This window comes from Methylobacterium sp. NPDC080182 (genome assembly GCF_050281105.1).
Taxonomy (GTDB): Bacteria; Pseudomonadota; Alphaproteobacteria; order Rhizobiales; family Beijerinckiaceae; genus Methylobacterium.
Window position 1 is genome coordinate 452,358 of record NZ_JBNNWO010000002.1, and the last position, 14,481, is coordinate 466,838.

Below are 14,481 nucleotides of genomic sequence, written 5' to 3' on the forward strand. Positions count from 1 at the left end.
AGGCCTCGCCGCTCGGGGGAGCGATGGCACCGGACATTTCCCGATATCGCCGGCTGCCGGGGGAGGAGCCGCGCTACGTCCTGGCGGAGGCGCGGACGCTGATCGCGGAGCGCGCCTACCTGTTCAGCCTCTACGCGGTCGACGTGGTCGCTTCCGACGGGCTGACCGGTCGACACGTTCTCGCCGTGCCGGTCGCGATCAGCGCGGTCTCGATCACGGTGGGCCTCGTCCTGACCGAAGCGGATTCCCGCAGGGCCGAGGCGGGCGATCTCGCGGGCGTCGCGTCCCTCGCCCAGGCCGTGCAGGGCGGATACCGGCGCTTCCGAACCTTCCCGGCGAACGAGCTCGGGCGTTTCGTGCTCTGACGGCTCAGATCCGAGGCGGACGCCCGGACCTGAACTCAGTTCGGCGGCCGATAGGCCTCCGGCGGCAGGTCGCGGAAGAAGGTCTCGCCGGGGGCCTGCCCCGGCGCCGGCTTCGGTGCGATCCCGCTGCCGCTCCCCTCGGTGATGTAGCGCTGGCCGCCCGGCTCCGGCAGCACCGGTGCGGGGGTCTGGGGGGTCGGCGGCACGATGTAGCGCTTCTGATCCGGCGCCCCGGCGCTCGGGGACGGTGCCGGCGGCGCGACGGGCGGCGCCGCGGGTGGCGCGACGGGCGACGCCACGGGCACCTGCGGCGGTGACGCGGCCGGCGTCCGCACCGGCGGAACCTCGTCTCGGCGTGCTTCGGCCGCGGCCGGCCGGCTCGGGCGGCGGATGGCGGCCCGCGGCGCGACCCGACGCGGCGGGACGCGCGCGACAACCGGCGGGGGGCGGATGCCGGGCAGGGCGATCCTGAGTCCCTCCACCGCCCGCACGAGGTCGCCGAGGCTGGCCTCGGCGGTGCGGCACAGCCGGATCCGCAGGGAGATCGCGCGGCGCGCGACCGGCTCCGCCTGGAACAGAGCGGGCGGCTGCCAGCCGGCGGACGCGGCGCCGCGTCCGCCCTCGATCCACTGCCACGCGTAGAGGCAGTCGGCGCCGAGCGCGATGCCCACCGGGCCGTAGGCGTTCCGGAGCGGCGGCCGCACCGTCATCGCCTGCCCGGGAAACCGGACGGCGATCTCCCCCGCGATCCCGAACTCGCTGGGCTTGGCCAGCCGCGGCGGGAAGGCGAGGAGCAGGTCGGCGGTCTCCCGGCGCAGGGCGATCTCGGCGTGGTTGCGACCGTCGCCGCCGGCATAGCGCAGCCGCTGGTCGAACCCGTCGCGCTCGCGCGTCTCGATCACCGCGGTCAGCGTCCCGGCGCCGGGCAGGGTCAGGACCGGGACCGTCTGCGCCCGCGCGACGGCGGGCAGCAGGAGACACGCTAGGGTGCAGAGCCGGGCCGTACGGACCGCCGCGCGCCTCACGGGGTGGTCCGCTCGGTCGTGGCGGAGGTGTCGTAGGCCGAGCGCGCGGGCAGCTGGAACCGCTTCGCCTCGGAATTCTCGGGTCGCCCGCGCTCGGCCTGCTGGTCCTGCCACAGGGTGCCGGCGGCGGGCGGCGACAGGAATTCGGGCTTGTCGACGCCGCGATAGTCCGGGAGCAGGGCGTAGCCGAACCGCTCGTACGGCATCGGGCCCGCGCCGGGCACGCGCCGGGCCACCAGGGGGGGCGCCGGGGTCACGGGCTCGCGGGCGTAGGTCCCCGCGGGAACGGGTTCGGCCAGGACTCGCACGAGCCCCGGCGGCGGGTAGCGGAGCGCGTTCTCCATGGAGACCGCCAGGGGGAACTCGTTGCGCTGCACGGCGAGGGGCTTGGCGTCCGCGCCGGCCGGCGGCAGGTCCGGCCGCGGCACCCGGTTGATCGGCGGCGTCTCGACCCGCGCCGCGGGCGCGGCGTGCCGCCCGGGTGCGGGCCCGGTGGCGGCGGGCACGGGGTCGCAGGGCAGCGGCGACCCGCCGGCATTCTCGCGGAACAGCAGGTCGACCACCTTCGCGAAGAGGCCGTCGTAGCGGTTCACGACCTCGAGGTACGGACGCTGCCGCTTCAGGCGCTGCAGCGTGAGGGCGTAGCCGAAGACGGTCCCCTCGCTCGGCATCCAGGCGACGGCCCGCTGGAACCACTCCAGCGCCGTGTCGAACTGGCAGGAATTGTAGGCGTACCACGCCAGCCCCTGGGCGCCTTCGCCCGAGGTGGAGGCCGTCACGACCTGGGCGTAGCGGGCGATGCGCGCGGGCTCGATCGCGGGCGGGCGGGGCAGCGTCAGCTTCTGCTCCAGGATGTCGATGTAGAGCAGCTCGTTGCCCACGAACTTGTCGCGCCACGCGTAGGCGACCTCCTCGGCCTCGCGCGCCATGTCGAGCTGGCGCAGGGTCAGGGCGAGCCCGTGGGCGACCATCGCGTCGCCGCCCCGGGCGATCGCCTGCTTGAACCATTCGAGCGCCTCCCGGAACTGGCGGCGCTTGTAGGCGTACCAGCCGAGGAGGCTCGTCTGGGTGGGATCGCCGCTCTTGCGGGCGACGGCCTGGAAGGCCGCGAGATCGGCGGGGGTCGGGGTCTCGGCGCTCTCCTCGTGCAGGAAGGCCGCGATCCGGGCACGGGTGATGTCGAGGCGGATCGCGTCGAATTCCGAGGCCCCGTTCGCGCCCCGATGCCCCATCTCGATCAGGCGCTCCGCCTGCGCCATGCGCAGATGCGCCATCGCCTTCTGGATGGTGGCGAGGCGCACGCCGGAATCGGCGTTGCCGTCGAGGATCGACTTGTAGAGCTCGAAAGCCTCGTCGCCCGAGCCGGTATCGCCCAGGGCGTCGGCGACCATCCAGATGCTCTGGACGTCGAGCGGATCGAGGGCGCCGGAATCGGCGCGGTAGAGGTCGATGATCGCGTCGGCGTCCTTGCCGGTGAGCGCCGTGATCCGCGAGCGGAACTCGGCCCGGCGGAGCTTGCGCGCGAGCTCCTCGGAGGGCTGCCACGCGGGGTCGATCGACCTGCGCGCGACGATCGCCGCGCGGAGGTCGTCGAACCGCCCCGCGGTGAAGAGGTCCCACAGGGGCGCCTCTTCGGGCGGGCTCGGCTGCAGCGCGTTGAGGTCCGGCGGCTCGTTCCAGCCGGGATAGAGCCGCTTCAGGCGGGCGATCTCGGCCTTCATCCGAGTCGTCTGCTTCTGGGCCGCGTAGTAGCGCAGCGCGCTCTCGTCGACCATGTCGGTCGTGCGCGACGTGGCCGGGTCGGCCAGGATCGCCGGCGCGCGCGGGCCGTCGCCGTAGACGATGCGGGGCTCGGACCGTGTCGGCGCGGCGGGAGACTGCGGCGCGGGACCGGGTCGCGCGTCGACCTGCGCGGCGGCCGGCGCGGTGGACAGCGCCAGCATCAGGAGGCAGGGCGCGGCCGGTCGGAGGCGCGCCGGCGGACGACCGGTCAGGACTTCAGGCATGACGGGTAACGCATGCGGGCCGCGGTCAGGGCGAGGAGGCTCAGAGTGGCCGGGTAGTAGTTCTGGTTGCCGATGTCGCCGCGCGCATCCTCGGGGAAGGGCGTCCCGTCGAGGGCGCAGGCCACCAGGGCCGGGAGCCCCATGTAGCCGGCCTCGGTGAGCCACTCGACCTTCCGCCCGTCGCCGGTGTCGACGATCGGCAGCCGTTCCCGATCGGCGCCCGACCACAGGGCCTGGAACGGCGCGAGGTCGTCGGGCCGCACTAGCCCCGCCCAGACGAGGTAGAGCGGGATCCGGATGGCATTGTAGGAGAACAGCGGCGGGAAGCCATTTGCGGGACGAGGCGCCTCCTTGGCGGAGATCCACTCGGTGGGCAGGTTGCTCGGACCGAAGCGCGACTGCCGCAGCAGGGCGAGGCCGCTGCGCGTCAGGGCCGCCCAGTCGTATTCCGGCGCGACGAGGGCGAGGCGCGGGAAGGCGGGGAAGATCCAGTAGGAGAGATTGATCAGCGGACCGTCCGGGCGCTCCCGGGCCGAGAAGCCCGAGACCGCGGGGAGCAGCAGCGCCCCGTGAGAGTCCCGGAACAGGATGGTCTTGCGCCCGAACTCGATGGCGATCCGGCGCGCGGCGGTCCGGTAGCTCGGCTCGTTCCAGGCCTCGGCCGCCTCGGTGAGCGCCCAGGCGATCAGGATGTCGCCGTCGGTGGCGTTGTTCATGTCGCTCACCGCCGGACGCTTGTCGGGTGACCAGCGCCACGCCAGCAACTCGTCGCCGCGGACCATCAAATTGGCCCGGGTCCAGCCCCAGATCCGCTCGAAGCTGACCCGATCACCGGCCGCCACGGCGAGCAGCATGCCGTAGCCCTGGCCCTCGCTGTGGCTGATCTGACCGTTCGCGGTGTCGACCACGCGCCCCTGGTCGGTGATGAACCGCGCGCGGTAGGCCCGCCACGCGGCGTCGTTGCCGAGCTTGCCGGCGAGCCCCTGGGTCGCGGTCCGGGGCGCCTGCGCGGGCTGCGTGCCCGGCTGCGCGGTACTCGGAGGCACGGCGGGCTCGTCCTGGGGGGAGGCCGCCGCGGGCAGGATCGCCGCGGCGAGGACGGCTGCGGCGAGGGGGGTGCGGGCGCGGCGGCTCATGGATTCTTCCTGCCGACGTTGCGCACGAGGCTCGTGGTGGCCAGGCCGAGGCAGAGAGCCATCGCGAGGGTCATGCCGACGTAGTATTCCGTGTTGATCGACAGCCAGGCCGCGGACACGAGGCGCAGGTTCGCCAGGGATCGCGGCTGCGTCTCGACGATGTCGATCCGCTCGGGCCGGGACGTCACCAGCGTGCCGTTGGACGCGTCGAGGAAGGCGGCGCTGCCGCCGAGCTTCGCCCAGACCACCGGGTCGACGAGGCAGGAGACGGACGCCTTCAGCAGCGACGCGTTCGGCGCGGTCACGATCACGGTGTTGCTCGCCTGGACCGGGGGTCCCTCGGCGATGAGCAGCGAGGCCGTCGCCGGAACCTCGACCGTCTCGTCCGGCTTCACCTGCGCCGTGATCGTCTGGCGCAGGGAGCGCACCGTGCCGGTGATCTCGTTCCAGACGCTGTCCAGGGCCGCCCAGATCTGGCGCGAGCCGCGTGTCGACGCCTCCCAGCGGTCGATGAGCTCACGGTCCGACGCGGAGCCCGGCGAGGGGGCCGGGGCCGTGCTCGGGGAGGACCCGGCGCTCGTCTCGCCCTGGGATTGCGGCGCCTGCTGGGCCGGGGCGGGCTGCGCCGGGCGCACCTGCGGGATCAGGGTCGGCAGGGCGCAACGCATCGGGAGGTTGCGGCGAAGCCGATCGAGGGTGAGCACGCCCTCGGGACCGAACTGGCCCGGGGTGGCGACCATGTCGGCGCGGCCTTCCCAGACCCGCTGGACCTGCTGCGGATCGAAACCGACCGATTCCAGGAGCGCCGGGTCGAGGGCGCGGGCGGGCGCGACCACGAGCTGGCTCGTGTCGGACACGACCTGCTGCTGGGTGACGACCTCGAAATCGATGACGCGCTCGGCCGCCATCGCTAGTCGGGCGGCGAGGGTCGCGGCCGCGTCGGCGCTGTCGCGGTCGGGCGTCGGCAGCACGAGGCGCGCGCGCTGCCCCGGGACGACGAACGGTACGGCGCCCCCCTTGATCGCCGCGAGGTCGGGGCTGCGCGCCGCCCGGGCGAAATGCGGGATCTCGATCCGCGAGCGGTCGAGGAACAGGAAGCGCGCCTGCTTGGCCGCCGGGCTGAGGGTGTCACAGACTTGGTCGGCGGCGTTCGGCAACTGCGCCGAGATCTCGACGTGGTTCACCCCCGGGCGCCAGAGGCTGAAGGGCAGGGGGATCGCGCTGTCGTCGAACACCTCGCCGCGCCCGTCGGGCAGCGGGACGCTGGCCGCGTTGCGCCCGTTGATGTCGATGACGATGCGGGCCTCCGAGGAGAGCCCGGCCACGTAGGCCCCGGCCAGGTGAAGCATCACCTTGCCGTAATCGGCCGGGACGAAATCCCCGGGAAAGCGGAGGGCGAAGCCGACATGGAGCAGGCGCCCCGAGAACTCACGGGACGTCACGCCGAGGCGGTCGAGCGTCAGGTTCTCGCCACCGTGCACCATGTAGCCGCGGAAGAGCTGGACAGCCTTGAGCCCGCCCGGCGTCCCGGTGTCGGCCGGCACGGCGAGGTTGGTGATGGCCTGACGGACGTCCTCGTCGCGGGCGCCGGTGACCACCAGGGTCGGCGGTGTGTTCGGCCGCGCCGGCAGGATGGCGAGGCGCGGCCCGCTGATCGGGCCCAGCTCGGGAACGCCCTCGACTCCGGCGATCTCGGAGGCGGTACCGACGACGAGGTTGATGCCGTTCCGGCCCTGCAGGGGAGGGCCGAAGGTCACCGTCGGACGGGCGACCCGTCCCACGAGGGCGAGGGCCTGCACCGCCTCGATCATGCGCTCCAGGCGAGCGAGGTTCGGGCGCTCGTTCAGGATGACCTGGATCGGCAGGGCGCCGCTCTCGTCCGGCTCCGCGGCGGCGAGAGACCGGACGTCCATGTCGGTCGCCGGCGGGACCACGAGGCCGGATCGCGACGGGTCGATCTGCGTCCACAATTCGTAGGTCGCCCCGACCGAGCAGTCGACGCGGTGGCGCTGGCTGGCGGTGAAGGTGACGGCGTTGTAGCCGGGCTTCAGCACGCCGTCGCCGATGGCGAACTCCACCACCTTCACGGCACCGGGCGCCTGGATGCGGGTCCAGCCGACCTTCGTCCCGTTGACGAAGGCAGCGAGTTCGGAACTCTCCGGCGCCACCGAGATCGCCGACAGGTAGGAGAGGCGCAGCCGTGCCGGTCCCCGCGTCTGCGCCTCGGTGAGGTAGACGGGGTAGCGCAGAGAATCCTCTTCCCCGGTCAGGCGGAAGCCGCGCGGGCCGGACGGAAGCCGGCGCGCCGGCGCGATGGTCGCCTGGATCGCCGCGCGCGGCACCGTCTGAGGCGCGGCGGTCCGGGGCGGCTCGGACGGGCGCGCGGTCGGCCGCGTCTCCGTCGCCGACGCGTCCGGCCGGCGTGCGGGGCCCGACCCGTCCTCGGACGGCGCGCGCAGGGCGTTGCCGCTCGGCGGGACGGTCAGCCGCTCCGCCGGCCCCGAGCCCAGGAAGCTCTGGGCCAGGGCAGGAACGCTCGCGAGACCGAGCAGCAGTCCCAGCACGGGGAGGCGGAGCCGAGCACCCATCGCCGTCACGCCGCGCTCGTGCGCCGGCCGCGAAGCTCGGCCAGGGTGCGCTCGTTCTCGTAATCCATCATCAGGCGGACCCAGTCGTCCCCGCTCTCGATGTCGGTGGGTTTGGCGGTCGCGGGCAGCGACGGCGCCGCAACGGGGGCCGCCGGTGCCGGGACGGACGGCACCGGCGCCGGTGCCGCGGCGGCGTCGTGCGGTGCGTCGTAGACCGGCGCCTCCTCGATCTCGACGGGCCTGGGGCGTCGGCTCGCGAGAAGATAGCGGAGCGCGCGGAACGGCTCGACCAAGCCCCACCACGCGAATTGCAGCGTGCCGGTCGGAATGTCCTTGTGCCGCCGCCGCCGCAGCTGGAAGCGCCGCATCGCCTCGGCGTCCCCGTACATGAGTCCCGCGAGCGCGGGGTAGTCGCGGATGGCCAGCGTGCCGAAGTTCACCCGCATGACGAGCTCCTGTCCGTCGCGCGTCGCCTGGTCCAGGTGGACCGGAAGCGGCGCGGTCCGGCGCGCGCCGGCCGTCGGCTCGACGCTGAGCGTCCCCCGCAGCGGCGGGCGCGTGAGCCCCGGATCGAGGGCGCCGCCGAGGAGGCGCAGGGTGCAGGCTTCGGCGGAGACGCGCTCGATCGAGACGTCGACGCTGTGCCCGGCGACCGTGAGGACGCCGCGGCGATCGATCGCCAGGGAGGGCGTGCGCTCGAGCTGGCGCCGCTCGGCGCAGACCCCGAGGGACGCGCCCGCGGTGAGCAGGTTGAAGAAGTTCCACAGCCCGACCACCAGCATGAGGTTGGTCACGCCGGGCTCGTACAGGTAGCGCCACGCCGCGACGGCGCAGCCGAGCATCAGGAGCAGGTAGATCAGGAAGAACGGAAGGGCGAGCGAAGAGATGTGGTCGTGGTCGAGGGTCGCCCCCTTGTTGGTGACGTTGAAGGTCGGCTTGCGGGGCGACGCGATGACAGAGACGATTGCCTTGGCCAGGTAGACGCCCTGGATGTACTCGTAGAGTTCCGACACGAACGGCCATCGGAACTTGCCGTAGATGTAGTTCTGGATCATCAAGTTGATGATGATGTAGGTCAGCGTGTAGGCGATCGACTCGTCCACGCTGGCCACGAAGATCTTCAGGTCGAAGAAGATGTGCAGCAGCGGCGCGAACATGAAGATCAGCCGGGGGATCGGGAAGAACCAGAAGGTCATGCTGGAGAGGTAGGCGATCTTCTGAATGGGCTTGAGCCCCTTCTGGAAGGCCGGGTTCTTCAGCAGCAGGATCTGGAACATCCCCTGGCACCAGCGGGAGCGCTGGCCGATGAAGTCCGCCAGTGTGTCGGGCTGCAGGCCGGCGATCAGCGGCTTGTCGACGTAGGCGCTGTTCCAGTTGCGCGAGTGCAGCTCGAAGGCGGTCTCGCAATCCTCCGTGATGGTGATGCCCGAGAAGCCGCCGGCCTCGTCGAGGGCGGTGCGGCGCAGAAGGGCCGCCGAGCCGCAGAAGAACGAGCCGTTCCACTTGTCGAGGCCGCGCTGCGTGACCGCGTAGAACATCTCGTTCTCCGAGGGCATGCGCTCGAAGGTCCGCAGATTGCGCTCGACCGGGTCGGGGTTGAGGAACGCGTGCGGCGTCTGCACGAGGAACAGGCGCGGATCCTGCGCGAAATAGCCGACGGTCTCGGTCAGGAACGAGCGGAACGGGACGTGGTCGGCGTCCAGCACCGCCACGAGGTCCCCCCGGGCATGGGCGAGACCGTTGTTGAGGTTGCCCGCCTTCGCGTGCTCGTTCCGGGCGCGGGTGAGGTAGCGGGCGCCGAGCTCGTCGCAGAGCGCCTGCAGCTCGCCCCGACGGGCGCGCGCCGCCGCGGCCTTGGCCGGGTCGGCATCGCTGCACTTCTGGTCGGTGCCGCCGTCGTCGAGCAGCCACACCGTGAGCTTCTCGGGCGGGTAGTTCAGCTGTCGCGCCGCCGCCAGGGTCATGGCAAGGATCGCGGCATCCTCGTTGTAGCTCGGGACGAACACGTCGACCGTGGGCAGGTCGGCGGCCGGGGCAGCCGGCGGCGGCTCGCGCCGCAGCGGGTCCGCGTTGATGATCAGGCTGACGAACAGGATGAAGACGCAGTAGAGCTCGGCCACCAGCAGGATCAGGCCGAAGCCGAAGCTGACCGGGTCGCCCGGCGAGGGCAGCGTGTTGGTGAGCCGCCACAGGATGTAGCGCAGCACCACGAGGCTGCCGAGCGCCATGAAGACGAACCGCGTGCGCGGCCCGTCGAGCACGGCCCACAGCACGATCATCACCGCCATGGCGGCGAGGCTCATGGCGAGCTGAGCCTGCGTCCCGACCGGCTGGCTGAGCAGGGCGAGGCTGGCGACTGTCGCCCCAACCCAGGCCAGCCAACGCAACGCCTGCCTCACGCTACAGCCTCCCGGGCCAAAAATCCCTCGGATCGAGGTGCAACGGCTCTACCGCCGGGTTTGTACAGCGACGATGGTCAATGAACAAACCCATTCGTAATATCCAGCCCACTCAACTTCGCCGGAAATTACAGTTAACTTAGGAATGGGGGCAACCTAGATGATGCCCGGCACGGCGAAGTCGATCGGGCTACGAGAGCGGGATCGGGACGCGCCGTTGCGCCGATTACATTAATATTCCGTTCTAAAGCTTCGCTATAACCGGCTTCGGTGCGGCGCAGGCGACGCAGAGCGTCACGGATAGTCGGAACGACCCGCCCGGCGGACCGCGCCCGCGTCGGGTGGTACGGCCGGGGTGCGCCGCGGGCCTTAATCGACCCTTAACGAAAATCGCGCCTCGCTCGGGACCGACCCCCGGGCGTACGGATGACCGCGAAGCCGCTGCAGATCTCCCTCGGATTGCTCAACGCGCTGCAGGTCGCGATCGCCGCGGCGGCGGGGTTCGCGGCCGCCGTCCTGATCGTCGTCCCGGCCGCGCGGCCCGGACCCGCGGCGTCCCCGCAGGAGATGGTCGGTTCGGCCTCGCGCGCCTACGTCGCCGCCCTCGCGGCGCGGCTGCGGCAGACCGTGGTCGATGCGCGCAACGCGGGCCTGATGCTCCGCGACGACGAGGGCCTGCTCTCCGCCGACCAGCGCGCCGCGCGCCTGCGCGGGTGGCTCGACCTCAACCCGGTCTACCGGGACGCCGTCCTCGTCGCGCCCGACGGTACCGTGCTGGCGGCCCGGGACGAGCGCCGCGTCGGCAGCAGCGTCGCGCGGCAGACGTGGTTCCTGCGCGGCCGCGCGGCCGGGGTCATCGTGGTCAGTGACGGGGCGGAGGCCGACTCGCCGTTCGGGACCGCCGTCGCGCTGGGCGAGCGCGGTCAGGACGGCCTGCTGCGCCTCGACGCCGACCCGAGCTATCTCACCAAGGTCGAGGAGGAGGTGCGGCGCGCCGCGGCGCTGCCCGAGACCCTCGGCTTCCTCGTCGCCACCCCGGACAGCCGGGTCCTGTCGGGGGCCACGAGCCCATTCCGGACGACGGCCGTCTCGGCCACGACGCCGATGCGTGTCGCGGCCGAGATCGGTTCGCCGGGATGGCTGGTGACGGCGCAGTCCGTGCCCTCCGGCGCGGCGCTCGCCGCGTCACCGGACTGGCGGATGCTCGGCGTCGGGCTCGCCCTGATCCTCTGCGCGGCCGCGCTCGGCTTCGTCGCGGGAGAGCGGCTGACGCGACCGCTGCGCCGCCTCCTGAGGGGCGAGGGCGAGACCGAAGCGCCCCGCACGTGGATCGGCGAGTTCGCGGCGCTCTCGGACGTCTTCGCGGGGCATCGCCGCAGTGCCGGGCTGCAGATGGCCGGCGCCGGGTCCGAGGTCGCGCGCCTCAAGGCGCGGCTGACAACCTTCGAGGCGGTCTCCGGCTGGGCCTGCTGCGAGATCGATCCGGACACCGGCCGGACCCTGCTGGATTCGCGGAGCGCGGCCGGCGACGACGGAGCCCCCGTCGCCGCCCCGTTCGCCGCCTGCTTCGTCGCCGAGGACCGGCCCGTGCTCGACCGGGCGCGCGACGCCGCCCTCGCGGCCGACGGCCCGCACGACGTGACCCTGCACCTCCGCGACTGGCCGGAGCAGCAGGTCCAAGTGAGGCTGCTGTGCCTCGCCGACGCCAAGGGCGATCGGCGGCTCTTCGCCCTGATGCGGAAGCTGCCGGGCGGCGAGGGGGCGACCCTGCCGCAGCCCGTCGAGCCGCGTCGCAACCTCGTCCTGCGGCGGGTGACCGACGGCATCGTCCACGAGTTCAACGACGTCCTGACCGTCGTCCTGACGAATCTCACGCTGCTGGCGCGGCGCCACACCCTCGGGGACGACCAGGAACGGCTGGTGGGGCGGGCGACGGCCGGCGCGCGCCGGGGCGCGGCGCTCACCCGCCGGATGCTGCACCTCGTGCGCGGCGACGAGACCGGCATCACCCTCGCCGAGACCGACCTCGCCACGACCTTCGAGGGCTACCTGCCGTTCCTGGCCGCGAACGCCCTCGGCGAGATGCCGGTCCTCAACCGCATCCCCGCCGGTCTGCCGCCCGTCCTGTGCAGCGAGCGCGTGCTGGAGCTGCTGCTCCTCAACCTGGCCTTCCATATCCGCGACGCCGGCCTCGCCGGCTTCGCCATCGCGGCCGTCGAGGGCACCCCCGAGGACATGGGCGCCGCGGCGGAAGTTGCGGCCTACGTGCGCGTGCTCGTCAGCAGCGGTCGCCGACCCGAGGCCGCGCCGCTGCCGACGGCAGCAGGCCCGACCCTCGCGGCGGCCGCGGCGCTCGTGACCGAGAGCGGCGGCCACTGGCGCCTGATCCGCGACGGCACCGGCGCCGAGCCGTTCCTGGCCGAGTTCTGGTTGCCCGCCGCGCCCCCGGCCGTCGCCACGCTCCCTCTAATCCGCGCGTCGGGGCTGAAGATCCTGCTCGTGGAGAGCGACGGCCTCGTGCGGGCCAGCGTCGCAGAGGTGCTCGCCGATCTCGGCCACGCGGTGGTCCAGGCCGCCTCCGGGGCGCACGCCCTCGAGATCCTCGCCCGCGACGCCGCCTTCGACGCGATGATCGTCGATCAATCGATGCCGGTGATGGCGGGCCTCCAGCTCGCCGCCACCGTGGTCGAGCGCTACCCGCAGATCCGGGTCATCCTCGCCAGCCCACACGGCCAGCTGCCGCGCTCCGCCGACGCCTTCCTGCGGATCGACAAGCCTTTCCGCAACGAGGACCTGCAGGTCGTCCTCGACGCCGCGGTCCGCGCGCGCGCGGCCTGATCGCCGCGCGTCCCGCCCGATTGAGCGACCGCGCGGTTCTCGCGCTCGCTCTCGGCGCGGACGCCTTGCTCGAAACTCAGTCCTTCCAAAAGTGGATGTTAACTATTGTCGACGAGTGTTGGTTAAAGCGTAAATCGTACCTTAACGGAGCCTTTGAATATGGGCGGGACTGCGGAACCAGCTGCCCGACGTCCTCTCACTCTGTACACGACCGTTCTGGCCCTCTCGTGCGCCTGCGCGGCGGCCTCCGCCACGCAGGCCGCCGCCGCCGACCTCCCGGCGCGCAGCGCCGGCGCCGACTGGTACACGGGCGCCTCGCAGCAGGCGGTCGACGACAGCTGGGCCGTCGCGGTCGACGGATCCACCAGCGTCACGTCGAACAGCTCGGCCTTCGGCTCCGTGACGGTGACCGCCGCGCCGAACGGCTCACCCACCCGCGACGGCCTGCGGGTCCGCGTGGACGCCATCGGTGGCACCTACTCGTATCCAGGCCGGTCCGTCGCGACGCGGGTCACCGGCTACCAGCAGGAAGGCGCCCTGCAGGCGGGTTACGAGTGGATCTGGAAGGACGCGGCCCTCGCAGGGTTCATCGGCTTCAACGTCCGCAGCAACCAGCTGTCGATTCCCGATCCGGGCAACCCGGTCGTCGGTACGGGCGTCGGGCTGAAGGTCGCGGGCAATTTCTACGCGACGCCGACCGACCGGACCATGGTCTCGGCCTACGGCTCGTACTCGACGAAGTTCAACGCCTACTACTCGCGCCTGCGCGTCGGCTACATGCTCGCCGACGGCGTCTATATCGGACCCGAGGCGCTGTTCCTCGGCGACGACTTCTTCCGCCAGTACCGGATCGGCGCCCACCTGACCGGCGTCCGCTTCGGACCCGTCCAGATGTCGGTGGCCGCCGGCTACGTCCGGGATCGGGTACAGGGCTCCGGGTACTATTCCAGCATCGAGGCGCGCTCGACCTTCTAGATTTTGGCGCAGGCTGCCTGACGGGACGCGCGGCTCGCTTCAGAAGCCGCGCGGACCGGAGGCGCTATCGGGACGTCGTCAGCAGCCGGCCGGGCCGCAGCGGGTCCCAGACGCCTTCGAAGACGGGCTGCATCGCGTCGTTGAGCGATTGCACCTGGGACACCGGCGACGGGGCCACCTTGGGCTGGGTGCCGACGAGCGTGGCCGACACGCCTAGGAGACCGATCAGGCAGAGGCCGGCGATCGCCCAGCGCGGCGCACCCCAGGTGTGGAGCACGCCGGCCAGCGTGACGAAGATGGCAAATAGGCCGATGAACTGATGCATTAGACACCTCTCAGCGGTGTCTAGAGCGAGAATAAAGCCAAGGACTCTGTTCCATAATGGAACACAAGTTATCAACGGCGTGGATACTGAAGGCTCATTCCCGGACTCGGGCGTGGACCCTCGCAGGTCGCCGACACCCTCTGTGCCGCAAGGATCGGCCAGGCAGCGCCGATGGGCTTCCGACGGGCGTGGCGGCTGCGTGCGTATGTGCCTGCACCCGCTCGGGTCGCTTCCGACCGATATGCGATGGTTCGATTAGGACGGCGGTGCCCGGTCGAGAACCGGCGCATCCCCCCTCCCGCGCGGGAGAAGGGGGCCCGCGCCTTTCGCGGCATGGGCTCGGCCCTGGCCTCCGTGCCGATCTAATCGCGCACGGCGCTAGCGGCCCCGCGATCCCGTCGACGTGAGGCCGACGGCGGCACGTGGCGATCCGTGTCAGAGTCGGCTGACGAGGAAACCGAGACCGAAGCCGACGAGACCTGCCACGATCAGGGAGGCGTGCGGCCACTCGACGGATTTCTGATGACCTTCCCAGGCGACGTGGCGGCTCCGGTCGTAGGCCTCGGCGGCGTGGTCCGAGACCTCGTCGGCCGCGTGCCGCACGGCGTCCTTGGCTTGGCCGTAGAGATTCTCAGCGGTCCCCTGCGCCTCCCGGAGACGCCCCTCGAGCGCGTGACGGTCCGAGCCGACGGCGTCGCCGACCGCGCCCTGCACCTTCCCGCCGAGCGTGCGCGCGGCGCCCGTGATCCTGTCTGTGTCGACCATGACCATATTCTCCGAATGTGTCGCGGGAAGGTGCCGAAGTCGCGGCGGTCGGACTCCCA

At 72.1% G+C, this 14,481-nt stretch carries 10 protein-coding genes; 3 read left to right on the forward strand and 7 right to left on the reverse strand.

The features are described 5' to 3' along the window. Positions 1-23: 23 nt before the first annotated feature. Positions 24-365 carry a hypothetical protein gene (locus tag ACQKQD_RS05340; RefSeq protein ID WP_082557710.1) on the forward strand — a complete coding sequence of 114 codons (342 nt, stop codon included), beginning with the start codon at positions 24-26 and terminating at the stop codon, positions 363-365. A 35-nt stretch (positions 366-400) separates the two neighbouring features. Here ACQKQD_RS05340 and bcsN read toward each other — a convergent pair whose 3' ends face one another. From bcsN to bcsA, 5 genes are read right to left on the reverse strand one after another with little or no spacing between them, the layout of a single operon-like run. Beyond that, the gene (bcsN, locus tag ACQKQD_RS05345; RefSeq protein WP_427507694.1) at positions 401-1,390 is read right to left on the reverse strand and encodes a cellulose biosynthesis protein BcsN; all 990 of its coding nucleotides are present in this window, start codon (positions 1,388-1,390) and stop codon (positions 401-403) included. Beyond that, positions 1,387-3,396, reverse strand: coding sequence for a hypothetical protein (locus ACQKQD_RS05350; RefSeq protein ID WP_427507695.1), 2,010 nt, complete (start codon positions 3,394-3,396; stop codon positions 1,387-1,389). Before ACQKQD_RS05350 ends, bcsN begins: the two co-directional genes overlap by 4 nt. Next, positions 3,381-4,532, reverse strand: a complete 1,152-nt coding sequence (locus ACQKQD_RS05355; RefSeq protein WP_427507696.1) for a glycosyl hydrolase family 8 — start codon at positions 4,530-4,532, stop codon at positions 3,381-3,383. The genes ACQKQD_RS05350 and ACQKQD_RS05355 overlap by 16 nt, the downstream gene beginning before the upstream one ends. Beyond that, the gene (locus ACQKQD_RS05360) at positions 4,529-7,120 is read right to left on the reverse strand and encodes a cellulose biosynthesis cyclic di-GMP-binding regulatory protein BcsB (protein WP_427507697.1); all 2,592 of its coding nucleotides are present in this window, start codon (positions 7,118-7,120) and stop codon (positions 4,529-4,531) included. Before ACQKQD_RS05360 ends, ACQKQD_RS05355 begins: the two co-directional genes overlap by 4 nt. Before the next feature lie 5 nt (positions 7,121-7,125). Next, positions 7,126-9,519, reverse strand: a complete 2,394-nt coding sequence (bcsA, locus tag ACQKQD_RS05365; protein WP_427507698.1) for a UDP-forming cellulose synthase catalytic subunit — start codon at positions 9,517-9,519, stop codon at positions 7,126-7,128. Positions 9,520-9,945: 426 nt separating this feature from the next. Here bcsA and ACQKQD_RS05370 point away from each other — a divergent pair, with 426 nt between their 5' ends. Together ACQKQD_RS05370 and bcsS are read left to right on the forward strand one after the other, a co-directional pair. Further along, the gene (locus ACQKQD_RS05370) at positions 9,946-12,357 is read left to right on the forward strand and encodes a response regulator (RefSeq protein ID WP_427507699.1); all 2,412 of its coding nucleotides are present in this window, start codon (positions 9,946-9,948) and stop codon (positions 12,355-12,357) included. A gap of 159 nt (positions 12,358-12,516) precedes the next feature. Next, positions 12,517-13,332 carry a cellulose biosynthesis protein BcsS gene (gene bcsS, locus ACQKQD_RS05375; protein ID WP_427507700.1) on the forward strand — a complete coding sequence of 272 codons (816 nt, stop codon included), beginning with the start codon at positions 12,517-12,519 and terminating at the stop codon, positions 13,330-13,332. Between the two features lie 64 nt (positions 13,333-13,396). On the opposite strand, the gene ACQKQD_RS05380 is transcribed toward bcsS, so the two are convergent. Then, positions 13,397-13,657, reverse strand: coding sequence for a hypothetical protein (locus tag ACQKQD_RS05380; RefSeq protein WP_427507701.1), 261 nt, complete (start codon positions 13,655-13,657; stop codon positions 13,397-13,399). A gap of 435 nt (positions 13,658-14,092) precedes the next feature. Next, entirely contained in the window at positions 14,093-14,422 is a 330-nt protein-coding gene (locus ACQKQD_RS05385; RefSeq protein WP_091678804.1) for a CsbD family protein, read from the reverse strand. Between the last annotated feature and the right edge of the window lie 59 nt (positions 14,423-14,481).

Bases quoted from the DNA above. Each gene is read 5' to 3' on its own strand.
- bcsS (WP_427507700.1), top strand. From the start codon at position 12,517: ATGGGCGGGACTGCGGAACCAGCTGCCCGACGTCCTCTCACTCTGTAC.
- ACQKQD_RS05350 (WP_427507695.1), bottom strand. From the start codon at position 3,396: ATGCCTGAAGTCCTGACCGGTCGTCCGCCGGCGCGCCTCCGACCGGCC.
- ACQKQD_RS05340 (WP_082557710.1), top strand. From the start codon at position 24: ATGGCACCGGACATTTCCCGATATCGCCGGCTGCCGGGGGAGGAGCCG.
- ACQKQD_RS05355 (WP_427507696.1), bottom strand. From the start codon at position 4,532: ATGAGCCGCCGCGCCCGCACCCCCCTCGCCGCAGCCGTCCTCGCCGCG.
- ACQKQD_RS05370 (WP_427507699.1), top strand. From the start codon at position 9,946: ATGACCGCGAAGCCGCTGCAGATCTCCCTCGGATTGCTCAACGCGCTG.
- ACQKQD_RS05385 (WP_091678804.1), bottom strand. From the start codon at position 14,422: ATGGTCGACACAGACAGGATCACGGGCGCCGCGCGCACGCTCGGCGGG.
- ACQKQD_RS05380 (WP_427507701.1), bottom strand. From the start codon at position 13,657: ATGCATCAGTTCATCGGCCTATTTGCCATCTTCGTCACGCTGGCCGGC.
- ACQKQD_RS05360 (WP_427507697.1), bottom strand. From the start codon at position 7,120: ATGGGTGCTCGGCTCCGCCTCCCCGTGCTGGGACTGCTGCTCGGTCTC.